Source organism: Vibrio hibernica (genome assembly GCF_015223435.1).
GTDB classification, from domain to species: Bacteria; Pseudomonadota; Gammaproteobacteria; order Enterobacterales; family Vibrionaceae; genus Vibrio; species Vibrio hibernica.
Map to the genome: position 1 here is coordinate 24,551 of NZ_VHKO01000010.1, position 26,332 is coordinate 50,882.

Genomic DNA, 26,332 nt, shown 5'->3' on the forward strand with positions numbered 1-26,332 from the left:
CACTTTGCCAACCTAAAAACCTTTAATTCGCTTATGCAAACCCAGGAGCAGACATGACGTCTCGTAAAGATCTAGCAAATGCAATCCGTGCTTTAAGCATGGACGGTGTTCAACAGGCTAATTCAGGTCACCCAGGCGCCCCAATGGGGATGGCCGATATCGCTGAAGTTCTTTGGCGTTCACATTTAAACCATAACCCACAAAACCCTGAGTGGGCTGATCGTGACCGTTTCATTCTTTCGAATGGCCACGGTTCAATGCTAATTTACTCTTTACTTCATCTTTCAGGTTATGAGCTACCAATTTCAGAACTGAAAAACTTCCGTCAACTGCATTCAAAAACGCCTGGTCATCCAGAGTACGGTTATGCACCTGGCATTGAAACAACAACGGGTCCTTTAGGTCAAGGTATCACTAACGCGGTTGGTATGGCGTTGGCTGAAAAATCGCTTGCAGCGCAGTTTAATAAAGAAGGTCACGACATCGTTGATCACTTCACATACACCTTCCTTGGCGACGGTTGTATGATGGAAGGCATCTCACACGAAGCCTGTTCTCTTGCTGGTGTTCTAGGTTTAGGTAAGTTGGTTGCATTTTGGGATGACAACGGTATTTCTATCGATGGTCATGTTGAAGGTTGGTTTGCAGATGATACTCCTAAGCGTTTTGAAGCTTATGGCTGGCATGTTATTCCTGGTGTTGATGGCCATGATTCAGATGCGATTGAAGCAGCAATTCAAGCAGCAAAAGCAGACCCTCGTCCAACGCTAATTTGTACTAAAACCGTCATTGGTTTTGGTTCTCCAAATAAAGCTGGCACACACGATTGTCACGGCGCACCACTTGGCGCTGATGAAATTGTTGCAACTAAAGCGCAACTTGGTTGGGCACACGGTCCTTTCGAAATCCCTTCTGACATTTATGCTCAGTGGGATGCAAAAGAAGCAGGCGCAGCAAAAGAAGCAGCATGGAATGAGAAGTTTGCAGCATACGCAACGGCTTATCCTGAACTTGCCGCTGAATTTAAACGTCGTACTGCGGGTGATTTACCAGCTAACTGGGAAGAAAAAGCAAATGCAATCATTGCCGATCTTCAAGCAAACCCTGCGAACATCGCTTCACGTAAAGCCTCACAAAACGCACTAGAAGCGTTTGGTCAAATGCTACCTGAATTCATGGGCGGCTCAGCTGACCTTGCGCCTTCTAACTTGACTATGTGGTCTGGTTCTAAAGCGCTAACGGCTGATGATGCTTCTGGCAACTACATTCACTACGGTGTACGTGAGTTTGCAATGACAGCGATCATCAATGGTATCGCGCTACATGGCGGTTTTATTCCTTACGGCGCGACCTTCCTGATGTTTATGGAATACGCTCGTAACGCAATGCGTATGGCTGCGTTGATGAAAATTCAAAACATCCAAGTGTATACGCATGACTCAATTGGTCTTGGCGAAGATGGTCCAACTCACCAACCGGTTGAGCAAATTGCTTCTCTACGCATGACACCAAACATGAGCACATGGCGTCCATGTGACCAAGTTGAATCAGCAGTGGCTTGGAAACTAGCGATTGAACGTAAAGATGCGCCATCTGCGCTTATCTTCTCGCGTCAAAATCTAGCACAACAAGAACGTACCGCTGAGCAAGTTGCGAACATCGCAAAAGGTGCTTATATCCTGAAAGATTGCGCTGGTAAGCCTGAACTTATCTTAATTGCAACGGGTTCTGAAGTTGAGCTAGTAGTAGAAGCTGCAGAAACACTGACAGCTGAAGGGACGAAAGTACGCGTTGTTTCTATGCCATCGACTGATGCCTTTGATAAGCAAGATGCGGCATATCGCGAAGCAGTATTACCATCTGATGTAACAGCACGTATTGCCGTTGAAGCAGGTATTGCTGATTACTGGTTCAAATATGTTGGCCTAGACGGTCGCATCATCGGTATGACTACATTTGGCGAATCTGCACCAGCAGGCGAGCTATTTAAAATGTTTGGCTTTACCGTTGAAAACGTACTTGAGACTGCGAAAGAATTAATCGCTTAATTGTTGATGTAATTTAATCGAATAGATAAAGCCAGTGTCTTCGGATACTGGCTTTTTTGTGCCTGTTGTTCCGTCCTAAATAACTGTTCCGTCTTAAACAACAGAGTGGACTTAAATAAATAGAATGCGTCTAAGTGACAAAATCTGCATTGTTTACGCTCAGCCTACCTAAATCACGATTTATCTACCATACTAAAAAATCAATTTGGCGAGAGTTCATTAACACTGAGCAAGCACAAGTTCGGCCATCACACTTTATGTTTACTTTTGATTGGCTAGGTTACTTATTTTGTATTGCTCATTTGGCTTTAGTGGCGTGATCCCCAATCATTCTTCTAAAGCCTATTTTAGCTTTTAGCACTTCAATCAGAGGTAGCACATGACAAAACGTACGTTGTTTAAATCCAATGTTTTACTTTCTATTACCTGTTTTCTCACCCCTTTTTATGTCTCAGCACAAACCCCTGCTATTTATTCGAGTGACAGTATTTATCATCCTGTTTGGGCAGAACACGGCATGGTCGCCAGCCAAGAAGAATTGGCGTCTAAAATTGGCGTAAAGATTCTTAAATCTGGTGGTAATGCGGTTGATGCTGGCGTAGCCGTTGGTTTTGCTTTAGCGGTCACTTTACCTCGTGCAGGTAATGTTGGTGGTGGCGGTTTTATGATGATTTATGATGCAAAAAAGAAGCGTACCTTTGCTTTAGATTATCGTGAAATGGCTCCATCCAAAGCCTACAAAGATATGTATTTAGATAAAGACGGAAATGCAGTTGAAGAACTTTCTCGTTTTCATGGGCTTGCGGTCGGCGTTCCGGGTACCGTTGCAGGTTTAATTACAGCGTTAGAAAATTACGGATCTATGGATCTTAAAACCGTGATGGCACCAGCAATTGAAATGGCAGAAAAAGGCATTATCGTCACGCCGGATCTTTATACCTCTTTGCTAAGCGCGAAAGACCGTTTGCTAAAATGGGATAGCAGTAAACCTATTTTCTTTAAAGATGGCGGTAAAACGGATTACCAAATCGGTGATATTTTTATCCAAAAAGATCTAGCTAACTCACTTAAACTGATTGCAGAAAAAGGTATGGATGGTTTTTATAAAGGCCCAACCGCAAAAGCCATTGCTGATTCAGTGACCGCTGCTGGTGGTTTAATGACTATCGAGGATCTTGCCAATTATAAAGCAATAGTACGTGAACCTGTGATGGGGAATTATCGCGGTTACAGCATTGCCTCCATGCCACCGCCGTCGTCAGGTGGCATTCATATCATCGAAATCCTCAATATTTTAGAAAACTACCGTATTGGAAAAATGGGACACAACACCGCTGAAACCATTCATGTGATGGCCGAAGCGATGAAACTGGCTTATGCCGATCGCGCTGAATATTTAGGTGATCCGGACTTTGTTAAAGTTCCGATGAAAGGCTTAACGAGTAAAGATTACGCCCACTCACTTTATGAACAAATCTCTCAGGATAAAGCGCGCCCAGCCAGTGAAATCAAACATGGCCAACCGATGCCGTATGAAAGCGATCAAACCACTCACTTTTCTGTGATGGACAAAATGGGTAACGTTATTTCAAACACCTACACTTTGAACTTTTCTTACGGAACTGGGATGGTCGCTAATGGCACAGGTATTTTACTTAATAACGAAATGGATGATTTTTCAGCCAAACCCGGCGTACCCAATGGTTATGGTTTAATCGGCGGTGATGCGAATGCGGTTGAAGGCAGAAAACGCCCACTATCTTCTATGAGCCCAACCTTAGTATTTAAAGATGGTAAGCCAATTATGGCAACGGGAAGCCCTGGAGGAAGCCGTATTATCACTACCACGCTTCAAATCATTATGAATGTGATTGACCACAAAATGAATATTGCTGAAGCTACTAATGCGGTTCGTATCCACCACCAATGGCTACCTGATGAACTGCGTATTGAGAAAGGTTTAAACCAAGACACCATCAAACTATTAAAAGCTAAAGGACAAAATGTAGTAGAAAAAGAAGCCATGGGCAGCACTCAATCTATTATGCATACCGATCAAGGATTCTTTGGGGCATCTGACCCGAGAACACCAAGTGCGTTAACGATTGGGTATTAATTTATCATCATAAAAACGAAACGGTCAGCGTAATATAGGCTGACCGTTGTTATATTTTGCATGTGTTTTAATGGTTTACTCGGCAGTCTTAATTGGCTTGCCAGGGTTACCAACTGCAATCATCCCCCGCATGCATACCTTTTAAAGCTTGAGATAACTCATCTCTTACAATCAAGATCCTGTGGGGGTTAAAAAATTGGCAGAGGGCATTCGAAATTTTGTCATTGACCAAGGTAAACTTGAGTCGATGATAGAAGCAAAATTGTAATTTGTAATAGAACAAACTACAGAAGATAAAGGAGAGTTGATGCTTAATTGACTCTCCTTTCTTCATTTTTTATTTATAGTTAATGATATCAGATATAAAACAGTGAGTTTGATCACTCTATAGATGCGCTTTAGTGAGGGATAAGGTAAAATCACCGCCTCTTTAAAGTAGATGCGATGGAATGAGTATGCTGAGAATTGCCATTAATGGATTTGGACGAATTGGACGAAGTGTTTTACGTGCTTTATATGAAAGCGGTAAAAACCAAGAAATTCAAATTGTTGCAATTAATGAACTCTCCGAACCTGAAGGCATGGCTCATCTGCTGCAATACGATTCAAGTCATGGTCGTTTTTTTAAAAAAGTCTCTCACGATCAAGAGCACCTCTTTATTCACCACTCAGCTTCATCATCGGATACGCCTTCTTTTGACTCTATTCGTCTCTTACACCTTGAAGATGCTAAGTTATTACCGTGGAAAGATCTAAATGTTGATATCGTTTTAGATTGTACGGGGAAATTTGGCACACAAGCCGATGGTCAACTGCATATTCAAGCTGGTGCTAAGAAAGTGTTATTTTCTCATCCCGGTGGTAACGATGTCGATAACACTATTATTTATGGCGTGAACCATGAAAGCTTATTGGCTGAGCATAATGTGGTATCCAATGGTTCTTGTACTACGAACTGTATTATTCCAGTAATTAAAGCCCTTGATGATGCATTTGGTATTGAGTCTGGCACTATTACCACCATTCACTCATCAATGAATGATCAACAAGTTATTGATGCATATCATCCAGATTTGCGCCGTTCGCGCGCAGCAAGCCAATCTATCATTCCTGTTGATACTAAATTGCATTTAGGGATAGCCAGAATTTACCCCAAATTTGTGGATAAATTTGAGGCAATTTCGGTACGAGTTCCTACAATTAATGTTTCTGCGATGGATCTAAGTGTCACAGTTCACAAAAACGTGAAAGTTGATGACGTAAATCAATCTATTGTAGAAGCGTCTCGTTGTACATTGGATGGCATATTGGGCTATACCGAAGCACCTTTAGTATCGATTGATTTTAATCACGATCCGCATAGCGCCATTGTAGATGGGTCTCAAACTCGAGTGAGTAATCATCGATTGGTAAAAATGTTAGTTTGGTGCGATAACGAATGGGGCTTTGCTAATCGTATGCTTGATACTAGCTTGGTGATGGGCGCATTTTGCCAAGATAATACTCAATAAATGAGAATTCACTTTGCGCTGTTATTTTAGTCTATTTATTATTTTTACCCTTGAAATAATAAAAGTTAACCCCCAATATAGAAGTAGATTTAGATCTATTCTCCTTAAATAAAGGGTATGAAAAAAACACCCATTGCCGCCGTTGAGTTGCTCCGGTCGCAAATTTAATATTCTAATGTTTGGTTAAATAATCGAGCGTTTAAAATTTAACGATTTATAATTTAAACTTCACTAACATTGAGAGGACAAACATGTCTGTAATCAAGATGACTGACCTGGATCTTGCAGGTAAACGTGTATTTATTCGTGCTGACCTAAACGTGCCAGTAAAAGACGGTAAAGTAACTTCTGATGCTCGTATTCTTGCATCACTCCCAACAATTAAAACTTGCTTGGAAGCAGGTGCTAAAGTGATGGTTACTTCTCACCTTGGTCGTCCAACTGAAGGCGAATACAACGAAGAGTTCTCTCTAGCACCTGTTGTTAATTACTTAAACGACGCACTAGATTGCGATGTTAAATTAGCAAAAGATTACTTAAACGGTTTAGAGCTTAATGCTGGTGAATTAGTGGTTCTTGAAAACGTTCGCTTTAATAAAGGCGAGAAGAAAAACGAAGAAGAATTATCTAAAAAATACGCAGCATTATGTGACATCTTCGTGATGGATGCATTTGGTACGGCTCACCGTGCTCAAGCATCAACTCATGGTGTTGGCATGAACGCGCCAATTGCTTGTGCTGGCCCACTTCTTGCTGCAGAGCTTGAAGCACTTGGTAAAGCAATGGATAACCCAGCGCGTCCACTTGTGGCTATCGTTGGTGGTTCTAAAGTTTCAACTAAACTGACCGTTTTAGAATCACTTTCTAAAATTGCTGATCAGTTAGTGGTTGGCGGTGGTATCGCGAATACTTTCATTGCAGCAGAAGGCCACAATGTTGGTAAATCTCTATATGAAGCCGATTTAGTCGAAACAGCTAAGAAATTAATGAAAGATTGTGCAATTCCAGTCGCAACGGATGTTGCTTGTGCAAAAGCATTTGATGAAAACGCAGAAGCAGTAATCAAAAATGTTGCTGATGTGCAAGATGACGACATGATCTTCGATCTTGGCCCCGATTCAACGAAAGTACTTGCTGATATTATCATGGGCGCAAAAACTATTCTTTGGAATGGCCCAGTTGGCGTGTTTGAATTCAAAAACTTCGAAGCGGGTACTGCAGGTATTTCTAAAGCAATCGCAGAATCTTCAGGTTTCTCTGTCGCAGGCGGCGGCGACACATTAGCGGCTATCGATAAGTTCGGTATCAAAGCGGATGTATCTTACATCTCAACCGGTGGCGGTGCTTTCCTTGAGTTTGTTGAAGGTAAGGTATTACCAGCAGTAGCCATGCTTGAAGAGCGCGCTAAAGCATAATGTATTAAGAAAGGCGAGGGATAAACTTTCGCCTTTTTTACGTTTGTTATTTTTATTTTGTCGTATTGATCACGCTATGTGAATTCAAGATTTTTATTGCTATAATGCGCCATGTTAATCAAGCAAACGTTTACTAAATAACTATTTTATTCTTAATTGAATGAAAAATTTAAACAGCTGCAATTTAAACAGCTGTAATTTGAACGACAGCAAAATAGGACTAAACCCATGTCTAAGATCTTCGATTTTGTAAAACCTGGTGTTATCTCTGGTGATGACGTACAGAAAGTTTTCGCTATTGCGAAAGAAAACAAGTTTGCGCTTCCTGCGGTAAACGTTGTCAATACTGATTCTGTAAACGCAGTATTAGAAGCAGCAGCGAAAGTTAAAGCTCCTGTCATCGTTCAGTTCTCTAACGGCGGTGCTGGTTTCTTCCTTGGTAAAGGCGTTAAACTTGAAGGCCAAGGTGCACAAATCCTTGGTGCTGTAGCTGGTGCTAAATATGTACACGCTATCGCTGAAACTTACGGTGTTCCAGTTATTCTTCATACAGACCACGCTGCTAAGAAACTGCTTCCTTGGATCGACGGACTACTAGACGCGGGTGAAGAATACTTTGCACAAACTGGTAAGCCATTATTCTCTTCACACATGCTTGATCTTTCTGAAGAGCCTCTAGAAGAGAACGTTGAAACTTGTGCTAAGTACCTTGAGCGCATGGCTAAAATGAACATGACTATCGAAATCGAACTAGGTTGTACTGGTGGCGAAGAAGATGGCGTTGATAACTCTGGTATGGATGAGTCTGAGCTTTACACTTCACCTGAAGATGTTGCTTATGCTTACGAAAAACTAATCGCTATCAGCCCACGTTTCACGATTGCTGCATCTTTCGGTAACGTACACGGTGTTTATCAAGCGGGTAACGTTGTTCTTACTCCAACTATCCTACGTGATTCTCAAGCGTATGTTTCAGAGAAGTTTGGTCTACCAACTAACTCTCTAAATTTCGTATTCCACGGTGGTTCTGGTTCTTCTGAAGCAGAAATCCAAGAGTCTATCGGTTACGGTGTTATCAAAATGAACATCGATACAGATACACAGTGGGCTAACTGGGATGGCGTTCGTGCATACGAAGCTGAAAACCGTGATTTCCTACAAGGTCAAATCGGTAACCCAACTGGCGAATCTGCGCCAAACAAAAAATACTACGATCCACGCGTATGGTTACGTGCTGGTCAAGCGTCTATGGTTGCTCGTCTTGAGAAAGCATTCTCAGACCTTAATGCTAAAGACGTACTATAATTTGTCATAAATGATGAGTTAATAAATACACAAATCCCGCCTAGTGCGGGATTTTATATGTTTAAGTGAAATTTATTTTCAAGAGTATAAAAAACATGGCCTTAATTTTTGTTTAAATGTTAATTTTTTAGGTTTTATTATTCAGGAGATCAATATATTAAGGTGGTATTTTTGTGGTTATCTCTTAATTATTGAAAAGATCATAAAACACATAACAAAGAGTTTCCTGAATATTAAACTCGATATACTATAGATTTAGTTCTACGCTATAAGCTTTAACTCAATAGGCGAAAGAGCAGATTACTTTGAAATTTGTAGTGTTGGTTTATGCATACAAGTTCATTAATACAACTAATAATTTTGAATCGCGAATAAGGAAATAACAATGGAAGAAGGTAAGGTGACTGAAGTGGCATCCTCTATAGCGCCTAAATTAACAGATTGGGTAACCAGTAATTCTGATTTGTTGGTTCAATATGGTGTTAATATTATTTCAGCAATCGTCATTATTTTTATTGGTAACATCATCGTTAAGAAGATTGCTAATAGCGTCTCTAAAGTACTAGCAAAGAAAAAAATGGATCCAGCGGTTGTAAATTTTATTAGTTCAATTGTCCGCTATGTATTGTTTGTCATTGTTTTGATTTCAGCTTTAGGCCGTGTCGGTGTTCAAACTGCTTCTGTTGTTGCCGTTATTGGTGCTGCAGGTTTGGCTATTGGTTTGGCTCTACAAGGTTCACTTGCAAACTTTGCAGCGGGCGTATTGATTGTTGCTTTTCGTCCGTTTAAAGCGGGTGATTATGTCGAAATGGCTGGTGTGGCTGGCAGCGTTGAATCGATTCAAATTTTCCAAACGGTGCTTACAACACCAGATAATAAAATGATAGTGGTACCTAATGGCGGCGTTATTAGTGGTCCAATTGTGAACTACTCTCGTCATGCCACTCGTCGTATTGATTATGTGATTCGAGTTTCTTATAAAGCTGATCTCAAGCATACCAAAGAAGTTATCAACCGCGTGCTGGCTGCTGAAGAACGTTTACTTAAAACGCCAGCCCCAACCGTTGGTGTTCTAGCATTAGCAGACTCTTCGGTAAACTTTGTGGTTCGCCCTTGGGTTAAAACGTCAGATTATTGGGGGGTTTATTATGAACTATTACAAGCGATTAAAGAAGAGCTTGATAAAGAAGGCATTGAGATACCATTCCCACAAATGAGTGTGCATATGGATAAAGTGGAAGCGTAATTTCCTCTTTATAATGGGATTAAATACTAAAAGGCGCCGAGTGCGCCTTTTTGTTATTACACTGATTTATTATTATTTTTAAGCTTAATGAGGTAAATATGAAAATGTATCGCCATATTGTGTTGTTACTGAGCTTAAGTGCTTTTTCTGGCGTCAGTTTAGCTGATGATGCTATATCGTATGGAACTTTATCTACCACTGGATTTGGTCAAGTGATCGCTAAACCTGACATGGCTGAGTTTACCGTGACAATTCATGCAGAACAAAGCCAAGCTAAAGCCGCTAAGCAAGCGGTTGATAAAGTGGTTACTCAGTTTCTGAGTACTCTTGAAGGCCAAGGAATAAAAAGGGCGGATATCTTTAGTGGTAATCTACAAGTTCTTCCTCAGTATCAATATCCAAAAGATAAAAAACGAGAGTTAACAGGTTATCAAGCCATTAGACATATTACGGTGTCTATCTATCAATTGGATAAACTGAATCAATATCTGGATATAGCTTTAAAATCAGATATAAATCAAGTCGATAGAATTGAATTGAAAACTCAAAATGAAGCCAAGTATAAGCAGCAAGCAAGACAAGCTGCGATTAAAGATGCTAAGACAAAAGCGCAGGATTTAGCACAAGGTTTTGATACTGAGTTGCTTGGTCTTCACTCAATTAATTACCGTGGTGATTCTGCTATTCCTGTGATGGCGAAATCTATGATGATGGAAAGCCGAGTTGCGGATCAAGGTTATCAAGATCAAAGTATTGATATCAGAGATCAAGTGGATGTTGTGTATAAAATTAAGCAGTAAAAGTAGCCTAAACTAATGAGCACTTTTCATTGATAAAACGAGTTATTAATTTAGAAAAAAACAGCGACTATTAAGGTCGCTGTTTTTATAAATAACGTAAAGTTATATTAGTGAAGAATACGAGCTCGGATAGTCCCTGGTACTGCTTTCACTTTTTCTAATGCCTCTTCTGAGCGTTCAGCTTCAACATCAATAACCACATAACCCATTTCTGCGTTGGTTTGTAAATACTGACCAGCAATGTTGATCCCTGCCTCAGCAAAGATAGTATTGATTTGAGTCAGAATGCCAGGTCGGTTTTCGTGAATATGTAATAAACGAGAGGCACCAACATGTTCAGGCAGTGATACTTCAGGGAAGTTAACACAAGATAGCGTAGAACCATTGTCTGAGTATTTAGCTAATTTTCCAGCGACTTCAATTCCGATGTTTTCTTGAGCTTCATGCGTTGAACCACCAATGTGAGGCGTTAGAATCACATTATCGAATTTGAGTAATGGGGATTCAAATGGGTCATTGTTCGTTTTTGGCTCAGTTGGGAATACATCTATTGCGGCTCCACTCAAGTGACCAGATTCTAAAGCGTCACATAATGCAGGGATATCGACAACAGTACCACGCGCTGCATTGATGAAAATTGCGCCTGGTTTCATTTGAGCGAATTCATCCGCACCCATCATATCTTTGGTACTGGCGGTTTCTGGTACATGCAGAGAAATGACATCACATTTATTGAGCAATTCACTCATGGTTGGTACTTGCGTTGCGTTACCTAAAGAAAGCTTGTTCTCAATGTCATAATAGTAAACACGCATACCTAGGTTTTCAGCAAGAATACTTAGTTGAGTACCAATGTGCCCGTAGCCGATAATGCCTAAACGCTTCCCACGAGCTTCATAAGAGGCATCGGCGCTTTTTTTCCAAATGCCACGGTGAGCAAGTGCATTCTTTTCAGGGATACCACGTAGAAGGAGTAATAACTGCCCTAATACCAGTTCAGCAACACTACGCGTGTTTGAGAATGGTGCGTTGAATACAGGAATACCACGTTTTGCCGCGGCATTTAAATTGACTTGGTTAGTACCAATACAGAAACAACCGACAGCAACTAATTTATCTGCAGCATCAAATACTTCTTGAGTGAGATTTGAGCGTGAACGAATACCAATAAAATGAACATCTTTAACCGCTTCTAATAGTTCATTTTCAGGCAAAGAACCTTTGTGATATTCAATATTGGTGTAACCTGCTGCTTGAAGTACTTCAACTGATGATGGATGTAAACCTTCCAGTAAAAGAATTTTAATTTTGTCTTTATCGAGAGATATTTTGCTCATTTAACGTCGTCCTTAATAATGAATAAAGAGGGGGGCGCACTTTTTAACTTCAAGCATGTTTTTTATTTCAAGCATAAACTTTTGAAGAATGAAGGTTTTTTTGTGATCCATGTGCGTCTGTATTGAATAAAGTATCAAAAAAATGTGAACTTGGGTAAGAATATTAGCGAATAAAGTATAAAAAAACGACATCATGGGATGCCGTTAAAAATTTAGGGGCTAAAAGTGTTTCGCTCTCTTGCTTAGTCTTCTATTTTTGCGCCTTCTGCTGTGCCGGTTATGACGACATCAGCGCCACGGTGAGCAAAAAGGCCAACCGTGACTACGCCAGCTAATCCGTTGATAGCGGTTTCTAAACCCTTAGGATCAACAATGGATAGGTTATGCACATCAAGAATGATATTGCCATTATCAGTCACAACACCTTGGCGGTATTCTGGTGTGCCACCTAGTTTAACTAATTCACGAGCAACGTAAGAACGTGCCATTGGGATGACTTCAACTGGTAGTGGAAATTTACCAAGTACATCTACAGCTTTAGTGCCATCTACAATACAAACGAAGGTTTTAGACATAGCGGCAACAATTTTTTCTCGTGTCAACGCAGCGCCGCCGCCTTTGATCATTGCACGTTGTGCGTTGATCTCATCGGCACCATCAACATATACGTCTAGGCCATCGACTTCATTTGAGTCAAATACATGAATGCCCAACTCTTTTAGCCTTTCGGTAGAAGCAACAGAACTTGAAACAGCTCCTTCAATTTGGCCTTTCATTGTCGCAAGTGCATCAATGAAATGGTTTACAGTAGAACCTGTGCCAACACCTACAATGCTATCTGGTTTAACGTAATCTAATGCGGCCCAACCGGCGGCTTTTTTCATTTCATCTTGGGTCATGCGAAGCTCCTAGCTATGAATAGCGACAATTTATTAAATAGGGAGGCTATATACTCAAGTTCGAAGGGTATATAAACGTTTGCGCAAGATTATAACGATTTAAGATTTTTTTCCCAGTGCCAAATTTGTTTTGGGGTCACAATTATCGATAGGGGGATATCCCAGTGCTGAGTAGGCAGAGTATTCACTTTCTGACAGTTATGAGCTAAGCCGATCGCTTGTGGTCCTTCTCCGGTTTCGAAGCCTTGTTCTAAGGTCCGATCATAGTATCCACCCCCCATTCCTAGTCGTTGTCCTGAGTCATCAAACGCGACCAATGGGGTGAAAATAATATCTATGTTGGATAATGGGCAGATTTGAGTTTGATCGAGTATTGGTTCGGGAATGGCGTATTGATTCAAGTTCATCGGTGTTGTTTGTGAGTAGCTAAGGAAAAGCAAGTAGCCAGGAGAGAAGGGGTGAATAACCGGCAATACAACCTGTTTATTTTGCTGCCATAACCACTGGATGCTTGGCGCGGTATCGATTTCACCATCGATGGATAAATACAAAGCAATAGACTTAGCTTGAGCAATGTTGGGAAGCGTTTTTATTTGATGAAGAAGATCTAATCCAGCTTGAGTTTGCTCCTGGGGGGAGAGCGCTTGTCGCCGTTTACGTATTAACGTCCGAATTTTATCGCGGGAGAGAGAGTCGTTCATAATTGACCTCTAAAAAAGAGAATACCCCAATGTGCCGTTGAGAATCGATGGACCTATGAACCAGCGAGTTCAAGGCGGATCAGTAATGTTAACCGTAGGCTTCTCGGTACGAGCCGAGCCTGCTCAGTAGTTCTCAAATACCAATCCTGGTTTGTTGCTTATCGGCTCAGGGACTTAAATCCTCTGACAAACACACCAGGGTATATTTTTTGCATGTAACCTTAAATCAATATTGCTTTAAGGTAATGCGAATTTATCAACTGATTATTTAGTGATTGGTTGCTGCTTACTTGGTAATGCTAGATCTAAGCTTTTGGTTAGACTCTCTAATCTTTCAATCAATTGAGTATTACGTTGGGCTTCTTTTTGTAGATCATTCACTTCGTAACACGCATTGAGGGCGGCAATAATCAGTAGCTGTTCAATGTTGTTCACCTTAGTACGTTCGGTCATCTTGTTCAAGCGCTGATTCAACTCATCAGCAGCAGCTTGCAACGCTTCCTCTTGTCCTGAAGGGCAGTTGACACGAGTGAGTTTTCCTAATATTTCGACTTCCACTATTGTGTACTCTTTATTACTGGTGACAAAACAATCAAGCGAGTTATAAACTTGCTGTACTTGATTTCATTGAAAGGCAAACTATAGGCTAAACCCTTGCTGTTATTCAAGCGTTTCAGCATATCAGGTGATTATTTTGCTGTTTGCTGACTAATTCGATTATAAAGTAACTGAATTAAAGACGGATTATGATTTTCGGTCACTGAAGAGAATTGGTATACTGACTTTAATTATTTTTAAGATAACCATTTTATATTCAAGCGAGATATTCCATGAGCCAAATTACCCTTCCAGAATACACTCAAGTTCAAACTGAGCTCACATCGGCATCTTTGGCCGTTACACCTGCTGAATTACAAGGTTTGATTTCGGGTATGCTATGCGGTGGTTTGCCATTAGATAACCAAAGCTGGAAAACAATGCTACATGATTATACCAATGATGGTTTGGCCTGGCCGACAAAAGCAACACAAATTGCAGAGTTGATTTATACGGTTTCTGTTGCGGAATTAACCGGCACTGATCTAGAACTAAACTTGTTGCTTCCAAGTGACGATGACTTATTAGCGTATGCAGATGCAACTTCTGATTGGGTCAATCACTTTATTTCGGGTTTGGGTTTATCTGGTGCGAGTTTGACGAAGTTATCGAGTGAAACCAAAGAAGCATTAGCGGATCTTGAGGAAATATCAAAGCTTGGTATTGATGAAGAGGATGATTTACAAGAGCAGGCCATTTTACTTGAGCAAGTTCTCGATCACGTTAAGGTTTGTGTTCTTACTATTCATGCTGATTTAGGGGCGAAACCTAAGGTGAATAATGAAGCTTTGGGTAATAAAACGCTGCATTAATCGTATCCATAATCTTGTATAGCAATAGTTTTATATAGCCACAGTCTGAAGGTAGGTCTATGAAGCAATATGATATCGCGATTATTGGCGCCGGTATGGCTGGGGCAACATTAGCTTTAGCTTTACATCGTTTATGTGATGGTAAGCTTAAGATTGCAGTCGTTGAAGCACAGGCTATCGATCTTGAAAATCAGTTACATCCAGGATTTGACTCACGTTCGATCGCTTTGTCTTTTGGTACCGTTAAAATTTTACAGGCCTTGGATCTATGGCGTGAATTTGCACCTATAGCGACGCCAATCACGGATATTCAAGTTTCCGACCAGGGCCATTTAGGTTTAGCTGAGATTCATGCTGACACACAAGGTATTAATGCACTGGGGTACGTGGTTGAGCTTGAATCGGTTGGACGTATTTATCAAACCATTTTAAATGATGTGGCAATGAAAAGTGCGGCGATTGATTATATTTGTCCAACTCAAGTGAAGAGTATTGAACGATCGTTAGAAAACGTTGCCATTGAACTTAATAATGGCGAGCGCCTACAAGTTAACTTGATGGTTGCCGCCGATGGTGCCTTGTCTCAAAGCTGTCAATTACTTGGCATAAAGCTTAAAGAAATTGATTTTAAGCAGCATGCGGTGATCGCGAATGTTTCGACTCAAGTTTCGTCTGAAGGGATGGCTTTTGAGCGATTTACTTCATTCGGGCCATTAGCTTTTTTACCTATGCCTGGTGACCGAAACTCGGTGGTATGGTGTTTACCTCCAGAACAAGCGCAACATGTTTTATCTTTAAATGATGATGAATTCTCCCAAGAACTGCAAAAGCAATTTGGTTGGCGCTTAGGTGCGATAATCAAAGTGGGGCGACGTGCTAGCTATCCTTTATTGCTACGCTATCGTGAATCTGTTATTTCGCACCGTTTTGCTGCGGTTGGTAATGCAGCACAAACCTTACATCCAATTGCAGGGCAAGGGTTTAATTTAGGGATTCGAGATGTGATGAGCTTGGCTGAAAAGGTAGCTCAAGCGCATCGTGAAGGAAACGATATTGGTTCCTATTCTGTACTTTCTCAATATCGTCGATGTCGTGAATCCGATCGTAATCAAACTATGTCGTTGACATCGAGTTTGGTAAATATTTTCTCTAATGATTGGTTGAGTCTTAGGATTGGTCGTAATCTTGCTTTGGTTGCATTAGGTAATTTGTCTTGTATTAAACAACCTATCGTTAAACGAACGATGGGATTAGTGGAGCGATAACATGCAAAGTTTTGATATTACTATCGTTGGTGGCGGCATGGTGGGCCTTGCGTTAGCAGCCTCTTTTGCTGATAGCAACTTACGAATTGCGGTTATTGAAGGCTCTGAACCTAACCAAGAGCTTGATGATGTACCAGATACTCGAGTATCTGCATTAAGCCGTGCTAGTGAATTGTTCTTAAAAAATTTACACGCTTGGGGGGGGGTTGAGTCTCGCCGAATAGCACCATACATGGCAATGGAAGTGTGGGAGAAAGATAGTTTTGCTCGTCTGGAATTTCATGCTGATGATTTGTCTCAATCGAATATTGGCCATATCGTTGAAAACAGAGTGATTCAATTAGCATTATTAGAGCGTGTGAAAACATTATCTAATGTAACGCTGTTTATGCCAAATCGCTGTTCAAATATGGTGGTTGGTGAAAGTGAAGCTTGGATCACTTTAGGTTCGGGAGACTCGTTAACCTCTAAATTAGTCATTGGAGCGGACGGTGCGAATTCTTGGGTGAGAAAACAGCAAGATATTCCTTTAACACATTGGGATTATGGACACAGCGCCATTGTCGCTAATATTCGTACGACAGAGCCGCATCAAGGTGTTGCTCGCCAAGTGTTTACTCCTCAGGGGCCAATTGCGTTGTTGCCTTTGTCGGATCCACATCTATGCTCATTGGTTTGGTCAACCGATCCAAATCGAGCTGATGCTTTAGTTGAACGCTCTGAAGTATCCTTCAATCAAGCTTTAACTACTGAATTCGATGTGCGGTTAGGATTGTGCAAAGTAGAGGGGATGCGTAGCTCTTTTCCTTTGAAAATGCGTTATGCCCGTAATTTTGCGCAAAATCGTGTCGCGTTAGTTGGTGATGCAGCCCACACCATTCACCCTCTTGCTGGTCAAGGTGTTAACTTGGGTTTTCTTGATGCAGCAAGTCTCGCTGAAGAAGTGCTATCACTATGGCAGAAAGGTGAAGATATTGGGCTGTATCGTAATTTACGTCATTATGAACGCTGGCGTAAAGCAGAAGCGGCAAAAATGATTGCGGCAATGCAAGGCTTCAAAGATTTATTTTCAGGTGGAAATCCGGCTAAAAAATTAGTACGAGGACTTGGTATGCAATTTATTGGTCACATGCCGGGCATGAAAGAAGAGATGATGAAGCGAGCATTGGGGATCACCGGAAAACTGCCTGATCTCGTTAAGTTAAATAATTAACTTACTCGGAGATGTAAGGATTATCATTTAAGAAAAAAGCCCGTATTGGAGTACACGGGTAAAGTCACAGATGTATTATATAAAGTGGTTTAGAAAATTATGCCATCAAAGCCACTTAACTTATACCTAGCTAAGTAAAAATGTTAGCGAAAGGAGATACAAGTCTTACAAGCATACATTAAAATTAATGGGTTAAATTTTTATTCATAAACAAGGCATAAAAATTCGGATTGTAATTTTATTTTGTGGAACGTAACCATCTTTTTAAATATTGATTAAGTTGTTATTTACATCAATAAAGTGACTTTTGTCGACTATTCATCACTCTCAAGGGAGTAAGGTAGACGACCAAAAGTGAGCTCAGTATTCGGTTGGTGGGTCAAACGGAATCGAGTTTCAGCTTCTAGGTTATTTGGTAACACAGCAAGAGTGATAATTTTGCCATCTGAATATTTATAATGAGTAAGAATTTGACCTGCGCCACGCCAGTTTTCACCTACTTGCCTTTCTATACTTAACTCTTCAGGGAGTTCCTCTTGTGATACACCTTCAAGTAAGAACATGGCTCGCTTATTAATGCCACGATATTTGGCTCTTGCGACCGTTTCTTGTCCTGTATAGCAGCCTTTCTTAAATGAAATTCCATCTAAAGCTTGTAAATTCATAGCTTGTGGAATGTGCTCTAATTGATCTTGTTCCCGGACTCGAGGCTGGCCGGATAAAATATCAGCGCAATCCCAAATACTTTCATCGCAAATGATCGCCGGTGAACCTTGTTTAAGATAGTTTGTCGATTGCTCTTCGGAAACTAACAGTAACCAGTGATTTTGCTCTATTTTTATGGCAGTACCACCGGATATAACCCGTACATCTTGTGGTTGGTTATTCAATGTATCAATGAAATCGTCTGCTTGCTGGCCTAAAACCCCAATGCATACATCAGTAGTTTGGCTCATTTCTATTTTAGAGAAAATGGCGTATTTCTTAATTTCTTGCAGTTCTTTCTCTATCGCTGAGCGATGCTGAAATAGTGCGTAGCCACTGTTATGATTGAATAAACGAAAGACACTGAGCATCTTTCCTTTAGCATCGCAGTGTGCACCTAACGTGCTTTTGGTTGGTTCCAATGCCACGACATCGCAAGTTACTTGGCCTTGAAGGTAGGATTTTTTATCATCACCGACAACTGTGATAGCAGACCAAGAGGATAGTGGGCATAAAACTAAGTCGGGTAATGTTTGAGTAGAAGATAAAGATAATGTAGAAAAAGTCCCAGTCATCATAACGTCCTGAATATAATATTTGTTACATGGTAAACCTGTCTATTTCATTTGTCAGCTTTTCTCATTATTGGTTCGTAAAGTTATAATTTATATACGACTCTGTGATAGCGGTACTAGTGAGGACGTCATCATACTGGTAGACTCAAATGATTAAAGTAATAGGTAGGATTGATATGTATAGACCAGAAGAAAAAGCACGTATTAAATGGGCTTGCCGCCGAGGTATGTTAGAACTTGATGTTGTTATTATGCCTTTTTTTGAAGAATGTTTTGATGATCTAAGTGAGCAAGAGCAGCAAGAATTTGTGTCTTTGCTTGAGTGTGATGATCCTGATTTATTTACTTGGATCATGGGGCATGGACGCAGTGAACATCTAGGGCATGCAAAGTTAGTGGATAAGATCGTTGCCCATAATCTCAGTAAAGTGCGTTAATCCCGACAATTACGTCAACAAGTGTCATGTTTTTGACTATAAAGAAACAGCAATGGCTTCAATGATCGCGATAGGTGTATTTTTATTGCTGACTTGGGGGCTCGCTGTTTCTCTCTCTCCTTTGGTTTTATCTCCATTATTAATACAGTTATCATTTAAAATGTGCTTTCCAAATTTCGGTGGCAATAAACTGAATTGTACTTATTTGACTACATTCTATCCTGTCAATTTGATTCAAACTGAATTAATGATTTTTTTGGTGCAAGTTCGATTAAATGATCAGGTGATTCGACTGTGGCGCTATCAGTTTGATGAAGGAGAATATCGTCGTTTATTGGTGTTGCTTAATCAGGATGATAGAACGCGGCTAGAAATGAAAAAAGAGATGTAGTGCTATTTGTTGAGCGATGCTAAGTGAATCGTTCAGTACATTTAGTAATAAATAGCACTAACTATTTTTTTGGGGGGAGATGAACACGGCTCAACTTATTGGCCGTGTTTTTTGATTAAAATAATGGATTGCTGGTTCTAAAGGTTTCAGGCTCTAGGATGGTCGGTCCGCTATTCTCTAGTTTATTAGGGTAATCTAAAGTGTAATGTAAGCCACGACTCTCTTTTCTTGCCATCGCACAACGTACCATGAGCTCAGCTACTTGGAGTAAGTTACGTAGCTCCAATAAATTATTCGAAACGCGGAAGTGGCTGTAGTATTCATGGGTTTCTTGTTGTAATAATTGAATTCGACGTAGTGCTCGCTCTAAACGTTTATCCGTCCGAACAATCCCCATGTAGTCCCACATAAAAAGGCGCAGTTCATGCCAATTATGCTGTAAAATAACTTCTTCATCAGAGTTCGATACTTGGCTTTCATCCCAATAAGGTAAAGAATCGACTAGAGTAGCTTTATCAAAATTAGCAATAATATCGTTAGCGGCAGACCAAGCATATACAACGCATTCTAGTAATGAGTTAGAAGCTAGTCGATTTGCACCATGTAAACCGGTATATGTTACTTCACCGATAGCATAAAGATTTTTTAGATCGGTTTGCCCTTGCTGATTGACTATAACCCCACCACAAGTGTAATGCGCTGCCGGAACAATCGGGATCGATTCTTTGGTCATATCAATGCCTAGATCTTTTAGACGCATGTAAATAGTAGGGAAGTGTTTTTCAATAAAATCAGCAGGCTTATGGCTGATATCTAAATACATGCAATCGGCGCCTAAACGTTTCATTTCAAAATCAATGGCACGGGCGACGATATCACGTGGAGCAAGTTCGCTACGGTCGTCAAAATCAGGCATGAAGCGAGTGCCGTCAGGGCGTTTTAAGTACGCACCTTCACCGCGAAGTGCTTCTGTTAATAGAAAGTTTCTAGCTTCAGGGTGAAATAAACAGGTTGGATGAAATTGATTAAACTCTAAGTTGGCAACACGACAACCTGCACGCCACGCAATTGCAATACCATCACCAGATGAAACATCTGGATTTGACGTGTATTGATACACTTTTGACGCGCCACCTGTTGCAAGGATGATAAATTTAGCTCTGACCGATTCAACGTGCTCTTGATTGCGGTTCCAAATATATGCACCGACCACTTTTTTAGGATCGCCACCAATTTTATCTTCAGTAATTAAATCAAGCGCATTGTAACGTTCGAGAAAGTGAATATTGGGATGACGATCGACATTATCTTGTAGTGATGTTTGCATTGCCATACCAGTGGCATCAGCGGCATGGAGAATACGACGGTGACTGTGGCCTCCTTCGCGTGTGAGGTGGTGCTTAGGATGATCACTTTTATCATTCTCATCAAAGTCAAACGGCACGCCACCATCAATGAGCCACTGTACACATTCTTTAGAGTTTTTAGCGATAAAATTAACGGTGTCTTCTTCGCAAATACCTGCGCCAGCGATTAATGTGTCTTCTACATGCGATTCAATACTGTCATTTTCATCAAAAACTGCGGCAATACCTCCTTGAGCGTAGTAGGTCGAGCCTTCACATTTTGGACCTTTGCTTAGTACAATGACCTTTCCGTGAGCGGCAACGCGCAATGCTAATGAAAGGCCAGCAGCACCACTGCCAATGACGAGTACATCACATTCATGTTCTGTATTATTTGCGTTCATACTTTTGTCTCAATCCCTAAGCCGAAGGTTAGCGTTTTTTTATCAACCATGGTTAACATGACCGTGTGCATATATGCCTTTCTATCTGAGGTTGTAGGTTTATCGCAACGTACAAATTGGATCAAGGGAAATTGGTTGTAAATTAAGCTCACAATAAGTGACGAATGGTATTATGAGCAAGCACTCTTGATTTAAAAAGGGTAATATATCCGAATCATCGTCTCACATACCATATGATTACGGTTAATTTGACGACCTAAGTAAATGATAATTACATCACACTTTATAATTGAAAAGCGAAAAGTTTTAATTTATGGAACTTTTTTATTGATACGCGGTCATATTAATTGCTCGTGTGGTGTCAATACTACGAATATAAAGAATAAGAGTTCATATCTGCGAAGATAAGAGCATAACAACAGGAGTAGGTGCTCGAAATGAGCGAGCAGTTGACAGATCAAGTTTTAATTGAGCGAGTCCAAAATGGTGATAAGCAAGCATTTAACCTTTTGGTGATCAAATACCAAAATAAGGTTTGCAGCTTAATCTCTCGTTATATCAAAAACCCAGGCGATGTGCCGGATGTTGCTCAAGAAGCTTTTATTAAGGCGTACAGAGCAATTCCAGGGTTTCGTGGCGAGAGTGCTTTTTATACTTGGCTATATCGTATCGCAGTAAACACTGCGAAGAACTATATTGTGGCTCAATCACGTCGCCCACCAGCCAGTGATGTCGATGCAGAGGATGCAGAATATTACGAATCTGGTAGTGCATTAAAAGAAATTTCGAACCCTGAGAACTTAACGTTGTCAGAAGAATTAAAGCAGGTGGTTTTTGATGCAATTGATGCGCTGCCTGAAGATTTAAAAACGGCAATGACTCTTCGTGAAATAGATGGCTTAAGTTATGAAGAAATTGCTGAGGTGATGGATTGCCCTGTAGGGACGGTTCGTTCTCGGATATTCCGAGCTCGCGATGCAGTGGAAAAGAAGATAAAGCCACTAATTCAGCGTTAGCTAATAGTCTTATTAATTTATGGTGATGAATATGACCAATAAACAACAGATCTCAGTTCTAATGGATGGAGAGCTCGTAGATCAATCATTGATAACCGATATTGAAAACGATATTGATGCACAACAATCATGGAGTCGTTACCATTTAATTGGTGATACGCTACGTGGTGACGTCGCGCAAAATACTTCAGGTTGGGATATTGCATCTCAAGTTGCCATGGCGCTTGAAGCTGAACCTGTTTATTCCAAACAAAATGGGAAACTTGCACAAGTTGTACCGCTAATGGAATCACAACCTAACCCACAAAAAGCGCGTTCAAAAATGCCAGCGTGGTTGTCCAATGTGACTCAAATAGGGATTGCCGCTTGTGTTTCTTTAGTTGTAGTTTTAGGTGTGCAGCAATATTCAGGTGGCAATGGCGCCGTCAGCGAATCAGATCAGCTACCCGTTTTACAAACCATCCCTTTTTCTGGATCGGCTGAGCCTGTAAGTTTGACGAGCGAATCTGTTCGTACTCAATCGACTGAAGCGAAAGAGATGGAACAACATCGACGTATTAATGCACTGATGCAAGATTATGAATTGCAGTTACGCCTTAATCACTCCAGTGAATAATCGTTTAACGCTAGAGCGGTAATAAAATGAAAAAATTTCTGATTAGTATTGGGTTACTATTCAGCTTATTCAGTCAGTTTGCCTTAGCCGAAGATGAAAATTCAGCTGAGGCTTTACTGCATCAAATGAGTGAAGCCAGCCAAACTCTTAATTATGAAATGTCTTATATTCTTATTAAGAAAAATAGCATCGAACCTTTGCTTTATCGTCACTCTGTTGATGATAAAAAACAACTCGCGCACTTAGTTTATCTCAGTGGTCCTGTTCGAGAAGTGATTCGACGTGCCGACGAAATAAGCTATATTGAACCGGGGATCGAACCGTTCACTATCCGCTCTGGAAGTATGGTCGCACCACTTATCCCAATGATTAACAGTAATATTACTGAGCTAAGCCACTTATATGATTTTGTTAAAATAGGCCGTTCTCGTGAGGCTGGAGCTGCTTGCCAAGTCATAAGAGTCGTCCCTAAAGATGGTCAGCGTTATTCGTACGTTGTTTGGGTTGATGAGCGCAGTAAGCTGCCTTTACGTGCGGATTTAATTGAGCGTAATGGTGAGGTTTTAGAGCAATATAGGACGGTGTCGTATGCTGTTAGTGACCATATTGCCACCATATTAGAAAAGCTTAATAGTGTTAAGCTACCTGATGTATTAAGTATACCTAAACCTCAGCCTGCATACGCAGATTGGAAGGTTAGTTGGGTACCTGATGGTTTTAAAGCCAATGATCTTAATCGATACCGAATGCCTATTACAGATAGCATTGTCGAAAGCCAGCTATTTACTGATGGGTTGTTCAATTTTTCTGTCTATGTTTCAGAATTAAATTCCCCTGATAGTCGTACGCAAATATACCGTCAAGGTCGTCGTACCTTGCAAACTTTCGTTAAAGATAATAAAGAAATTTCTGTCATTGGTGATATTCCCCCTGAGACAGCAAAGCGTATTGCTAATTCGATTGTGTTCAAGTTAGCAACAAGTACAACCAATAAAGGTGTTAAATAATGATGACAGCTTTGGCTACAGTCGTTGATATAGCCACCCAAAATGGTAAGCATTATGTTCAAGTTAGCTGTGAGCAGCAAACCAGTTGCAATCATTGTAAATCACAAAAAAACTGCGGTACGGGACTGGTTTCTAAAGCATTAGGGAGCAAGTCTCACGTGTGGAAGCTTGAAACTAAGCAGTTATTAAAAACCGGTCAAGTGGTTGAAATCGGTTTACCTGAAAAAAGTATTGTGCTTTCTGCATTAACGGTTTATCTACTGCCTTTATTTGCCATGATGTTAGGCAGTCTTATTGCTCAGTTATGGCTAAGACCATTGATGGGTGGTGGCGAAGGGATTGTTATCCTCATGTTTTTTCTATTTGGTGGTTTGGGTATTTATTTTGCCAAGCCAATTACGACTTGGTTAGAAGGTAAAGTCGGTCGTGAAGTCAGCTTAATTCGAATACTTGGCCAGCCTATTTGTTAAGCCTACCTCCCTTATGACTTGATCTACAGCTTCAAGTCATAAGGGTATAGCTACCTTACTTGAAATTGGGTAGAATCCCCCCCACTTTTATGAAATCAACGTATCAGCGTTGAGTTTCTATTTTTCATTTTTAATTGAGTATCGTCACCAGCCTATGAAGCACATTCGTAATTTTTCGATTATCGCCCACATCGACCACGGTAAGTCGACCCTTTCTGATCGCCTAATCCAAGTTTGTGGGGGGTTAACTGAACGTGAAATGGCAGCTCAAGTATTAGATTCAATGGATCTTGAACGTGAGCGTGGCATCACAATCAAGGCGCAAAGCGTAACATTAGATTATAAAGCGAATGATGGTGAAACTTATCAGCTAAACTTTATTGATACCCCTGGACATGTTGACTTCTCGTATGAAGTGTCTCGCTCTCTAGCGGCGTGTGAAGGGGCTTTATTAGTTGTAGATGCTGGTCAAGGTGTTGAGGCTCAAACACTGGCAAACTGTTACACCGCGATTGAAATGGATCTTGAAGTTGTTCCAATCTTAAATAAAATTGATTTACCAGCGGCTGATCCTGAGCGTGTAGCGGAAGAGATTGAAGATATTGTTGGTATCGATGCAATGGAAGCGGTGCGTTGCTCTGCAAAAACGGGCATCGGTGTTGACCTAGTATTAGAAGAAATTGTGAGATCAATTCCTGCTCCTGAAGGGGATCCAGACGGACCCTTACAAGCTTTGATTATTGATTCATGGTTTGATAACTACTTAGGCGTGGTTTCTTTAGTTCGTATTAAAAATGGTTCGCTAAAGAAAAATGACAAGATTAAGGTCATGAGCACAGGCCAAACTTGGGGAGTAGACCGTATTGGTATTTTCACTCCTAAGCAACTTGATACCAATGGATTAAATACTGGTGAAGTTGGCTGGGTTGTGTGCGGTATCAAAGACATTTTAGGTGCGCCAGTGGGGGATACTCTGACCCATGCCAAAGGCGGCTGTGAAAAAAGATTACCAGGTTTTAAAAAAGTGAAACCGCAAGTTTATGCTGGACTGTTCCCTGTTTCCTCGGATGATTATGAAAACTTCCGTGATGCACTGGGTAAGTTAAGCTTAAACGACGCCTCTTTATTCTATGAGCCAGAAAGCTCTGCTGCACTTGGTTTCGGTTTCCGTTGTGGTTTCCTAGGCATGCTGCACATGGAAATCATTCAAGAACGTTTAGAGCGTGAATACGACCTTGATCTGATCACCACAGCACCAACCGTTGTGTATGAAGTGATTAAAACGGATAAAAGTACGATCTATGTCGATAGTCCTGCGAAGTTGCCTGCTATTAATGATATTGAAGAAATTCGTGAGCCAATTGCGCGTTGTAATATACTAGTGCCAGCAGATTACTTAGGTAATGTGATTACCCTATGTATTGAAAAACGCGGTACTCAGGTTGATATGGTTTATCATGGCAATCAAGTGGCATTAACTTATGACTTACCAATGGCTGAAGTAGTATTAGATTTCTTTGACCGTTTAAAATCAACTTCTCGTGGTTATGCCTCTTTAGATTACAACTTTCAGCGTTATCAGTTGTCGAGCATGGTGCGTGTTGATGTTCTACTTAATGGTGAAACTGTTGATGCATTGGCAATTATTACCCATAAAGAGAATTCACAAACTCGTGGTCGTCAATTAGTCGAGAAAATGAAAGAGTTTATCCCTCGTCAGATGTTTGATATCGCGATTCAAGCGGCGATTGGTAATCATATTATTGCTCGCTCAACCGTTAAGCAATTGCGTAAAAACGTTATCGCAAAATGTTACGGTGGTGATATCAGTCGTAAGAAAAAACTATTGAAGAAACAAAAAGAAGGTAAAAAACGCATGAAGCAAATCGGTAATGTTGAATTACCTCAAGAGGCTTTCCTTGCGATCCTTCACGTTGGTAAAGATTAACTTTTAGACTGAGCATCGGGTAATCGAGATAAAGTGAAAGAGCAGTAACGTTCTTTCACTTTCATTGTTTTTATTGCGTGTTGTTTTAGTCAAAACTGCTTTGAATGGACACCGCGAATGGAATATCCGTTCTTATTTTAGAAGATTATAGG

24 protein-coding genes, 1 other RNA gene and 1 pseudogene are annotated in these 26,332 nt (G+C 40.6%); 19 read left to right on the plus strand and 7 right to left on the minus strand.

From position 1 onward, the window contains the following. Window positions 1-53 precede the first annotated feature (53 nt). The 9 genes and pseudogenes from tkt to FH976_RS06310 all read left to right on the plus strand — a co-directional run bounded on the left by tkt (window position 54) and on the right by FH976_RS06310 (window position 10,441). Window positions 54-2,048, plus strand: coding sequence for a transketolase (gene tkt / locus FH976_RS06270; protein ID WP_194090043.1), 1,995 nt, complete (start codon window positions 54-56; stop codon window positions 2,046-2,048). A 134-nt stretch (window positions 2,049-2,182) separates the two neighbouring features. After that, window positions 2,183-2,368 carry a hypothetical protein gene (locus FH976_RS06275; RefSeq protein ID WP_194090044.1) on the plus strand — a complete coding sequence of 62 codons (186 nt, stop codon included), beginning with the start codon at window positions 2,183-2,185 and terminating at the stop codon, window positions 2,366-2,368. Between the two features lie 59 nt (window positions 2,369-2,427). Then, window positions 2,428-4,164, plus strand: coding sequence for a gamma-glutamyltransferase (ggt, locus tag FH976_RS06280; protein ID WP_194090045.1), 1,737 nt, complete (start codon window positions 2,428-2,430; stop codon window positions 4,162-4,164). Between the two features lie 157 nt (window positions 4,165-4,321). Further along, window positions 4,322-4,432, plus strand: a pseudogene (locus FH976_RS06285) (transaldolase); the annotation flags it as partial. Window positions 4,433-4,619: 187 nt separating this feature from the next. Then, window positions 4,620-5,675: an erythrose-4-phosphate dehydrogenase gene (gene epd, locus FH976_RS06290; RefSeq protein ID WP_194090046.1), complete on the plus strand. Its 1,056-nt coding sequence runs from the start codon at window positions 4,620-4,622 to the stop codon at window positions 5,673-5,675. A gap of 251 nt (window positions 5,676-5,926) precedes the next feature. Further along, window positions 5,927-7,090, plus strand: a complete 1,164-nt coding sequence (locus FH976_RS06295; RefSeq protein ID WP_194090047.1) for a phosphoglycerate kinase — start codon at window positions 5,927-5,929, stop codon at window positions 7,088-7,090. 228 nt (window positions 7,091-7,318) lie between these two features. Beyond that, complete coding sequence (gene fbaA / locus FH976_RS06300; protein WP_194090048.1) at window positions 7,319-8,395, plus strand: class II fructose-bisphosphate aldolase; 1,077 nt, start codon at window positions 7,319-7,321, stop codon at window positions 8,393-8,395. A gap of 385 nt (window positions 8,396-8,780) precedes the next feature. Next, window positions 8,781-9,641 (plus strand): small-conductance mechanosensitive channel MscS, encoded by an 861-nt coding sequence (gene mscS / locus FH976_RS06305; protein WP_194090049.1) that lies wholly within the window; start codon window positions 8,781-8,783, stop codon window positions 9,639-9,641. Between the two features lie 98 nt (window positions 9,642-9,739). After that, entirely contained in the window at window positions 9,740-10,441 is a 702-nt protein-coding gene (locus FH976_RS06310) for an oxidative stress defense protein (protein ID WP_194090050.1), read from the plus strand. A 107-nt stretch (window positions 10,442-10,548) separates the two neighbouring features. Here FH976_RS06310 and serA read toward each other — a convergent pair whose 3' ends face one another. From serA to FH976_RS06335, 5 genes are all read right to left on the minus strand, one after another. Continuing rightward, window positions 10,549-11,778, minus strand: coding sequence for a phosphoglycerate dehydrogenase (serA, locus tag FH976_RS06315; protein WP_194090051.1), 1,230 nt, complete (start codon window positions 11,776-11,778; stop codon window positions 10,549-10,551). A gap of 242 nt (window positions 11,779-12,020) precedes the next feature. Then, window positions 12,021-12,677 carry a ribose-5-phosphate isomerase RpiA gene (gene rpiA / locus FH976_RS06320; RefSeq protein ID WP_194090052.1) on the minus strand — a complete coding sequence of 219 codons (657 nt, stop codon included), beginning with the start codon at window positions 12,675-12,677 and terminating at the stop codon, window positions 12,021-12,023. Window positions 12,678-12,766: 89 nt separating this feature from the next. After that, the gene (locus FH976_RS06325; RefSeq protein ID WP_194090053.1) at window positions 12,767-13,378 is read right to left on the minus strand and encodes a 5-formyltetrahydrofolate cyclo-ligase; all 612 of its coding nucleotides are present in this window, start codon (window positions 13,376-13,378) and stop codon (window positions 12,767-12,769) included. A 19-nt stretch (window positions 13,379-13,397) separates the two neighbouring features. After that, window positions 13,398-13,583, minus strand: a non-coding RNA gene (ssrS, locus tag FH976_RS06330) — 6S RNA. A gap of 59 nt (window positions 13,584-13,642) precedes the next feature. Beyond that, entirely contained in the window at window positions 13,643-13,936 is a 294-nt protein-coding gene (locus tag FH976_RS06335; protein WP_324187412.1) for a cell division protein ZapA, read from the minus strand. 272 nt (window positions 13,937-14,208) lie between these two features. On the opposite strand from FH976_RS06335, the gene FH976_RS06340 reads away from it, so the two are divergent. From FH976_RS06340 to FH976_RS06350, 3 genes are read left to right on the plus strand one after another with little or no spacing between them, the layout of a single operon-like run. Continuing rightward, a complete protein-coding gene (locus FH976_RS06340; protein ID WP_194090054.1) occupies window positions 14,209-14,787 on the plus strand; it encodes a YecA/YgfB family protein in 579 nt (192 codons plus the stop codon). A gap of 59 nt (window positions 14,788-14,846) precedes the next feature. Then, window positions 14,847-16,052, plus strand: a complete 1,206-nt coding sequence (gene ubiH, locus FH976_RS06345; RefSeq protein ID WP_194090055.1) for a 2-octaprenyl-6-methoxyphenyl hydroxylase — start codon at window positions 14,847-14,849, stop codon at window positions 16,050-16,052. Window position 16,053: 1 nt separating this feature from the next. After that, entirely contained in the window at window positions 16,054-17,265 is a 1,212-nt protein-coding gene (locus FH976_RS06350; RefSeq protein ID WP_194090056.1) for an FAD-dependent 2-octaprenylphenol hydroxylase, read from the plus strand. 314 nt (window positions 17,266-17,579) lie between these two features. Here the strand turns inward: FH976_RS06350 and ygfZ are convergent, their stop codons facing one another. Next, window positions 17,580-18,548 (minus strand): tRNA-modifying protein YgfZ, encoded by a 969-nt coding sequence (gene ygfZ / locus FH976_RS06355; RefSeq protein ID WP_194090057.1) that lies wholly within the window; start codon window positions 18,546-18,548, stop codon window positions 17,580-17,582. 173 nt (window positions 18,549-18,721) lie between these two features. Between ygfZ and FH976_RS06360 the strand changes: the two genes are divergently transcribed. Both FH976_RS06360 and FH976_RS06365 read left to right on the plus strand, forming a co-directional pair. Then, entirely contained in the window at window positions 18,722-18,982 is a 261-nt protein-coding gene (locus FH976_RS06360; protein WP_190330546.1) for an FAD assembly factor SdhE, read from the plus strand. 52 nt (window positions 18,983-19,034) lie between these two features. Then, on the plus strand, window positions 19,035-19,373 hold the full coding sequence (locus FH976_RS06365; protein WP_194090058.1) for a hypothetical protein: 339 nt from the start codon (window positions 19,035-19,037) through the stop codon (window positions 19,371-19,373). Between the two features lie 115 nt (window positions 19,374-19,488). Here FH976_RS06365 and nadB read toward each other — a convergent pair whose 3' ends face one another. Continuing rightward, entirely contained in the window at window positions 19,489-21,123 is a 1,635-nt protein-coding gene (nadB, locus tag FH976_RS06370; RefSeq protein WP_194090059.1) for an L-aspartate oxidase, read from the minus strand. Between the two features lie 437 nt (window positions 21,124-21,560). On the opposite strand from nadB, the gene rpoE reads away from it, so the two are divergent. The 5 genes from rpoE to lepA all read left to right on the plus strand — a co-directional run bounded on the left by rpoE (window position 21,561) and on the right by lepA (window position 26,180). Further along, entirely contained in the window at window positions 21,561-22,139 is a 579-nt protein-coding gene (gene rpoE / locus FH976_RS06375; RefSeq protein WP_194090060.1) for an RNA polymerase sigma factor RpoE, read from the plus strand. A 31-nt stretch (window positions 22,140-22,170) separates the two neighbouring features. Further along, window positions 22,171-22,755 carry an RseA family anti-sigma factor gene (locus FH976_RS06380; RefSeq protein WP_194090061.1) on the plus strand — a complete coding sequence of 195 codons (585 nt, stop codon included), beginning with the start codon at window positions 22,171-22,173 and terminating at the stop codon, window positions 22,753-22,755. A gap of 26 nt (window positions 22,756-22,781) precedes the next feature. Then, window positions 22,782-23,762, plus strand: coding sequence for a sigma-E factor regulatory protein RseB (rseB, locus tag FH976_RS06385; protein WP_194090062.1), 981 nt, complete (start codon window positions 22,782-22,784; stop codon window positions 23,760-23,762). Beyond that, on the plus strand, window positions 23,762-24,232 hold the full coding sequence (locus FH976_RS06390; protein WP_194090063.1) for a SoxR reducing system RseC family protein: 471 nt from the start codon (window positions 23,762-23,764) through the stop codon (window positions 24,230-24,232). Before rseB ends, FH976_RS06390 begins: the two co-directional genes overlap by 1 nt. Before the next feature lie 154 nt (window positions 24,233-24,386). After that, window positions 24,387-26,180 carry a translation elongation factor 4 gene (gene lepA / locus FH976_RS06395; protein WP_194090064.1) on the plus strand — a complete coding sequence of 598 codons (1,794 nt, stop codon included), beginning with the start codon at window positions 24,387-24,389 and terminating at the stop codon, window positions 26,178-26,180. The last annotated feature ends 152 nt before the right edge of the window (window positions 26,181-26,332 follow it).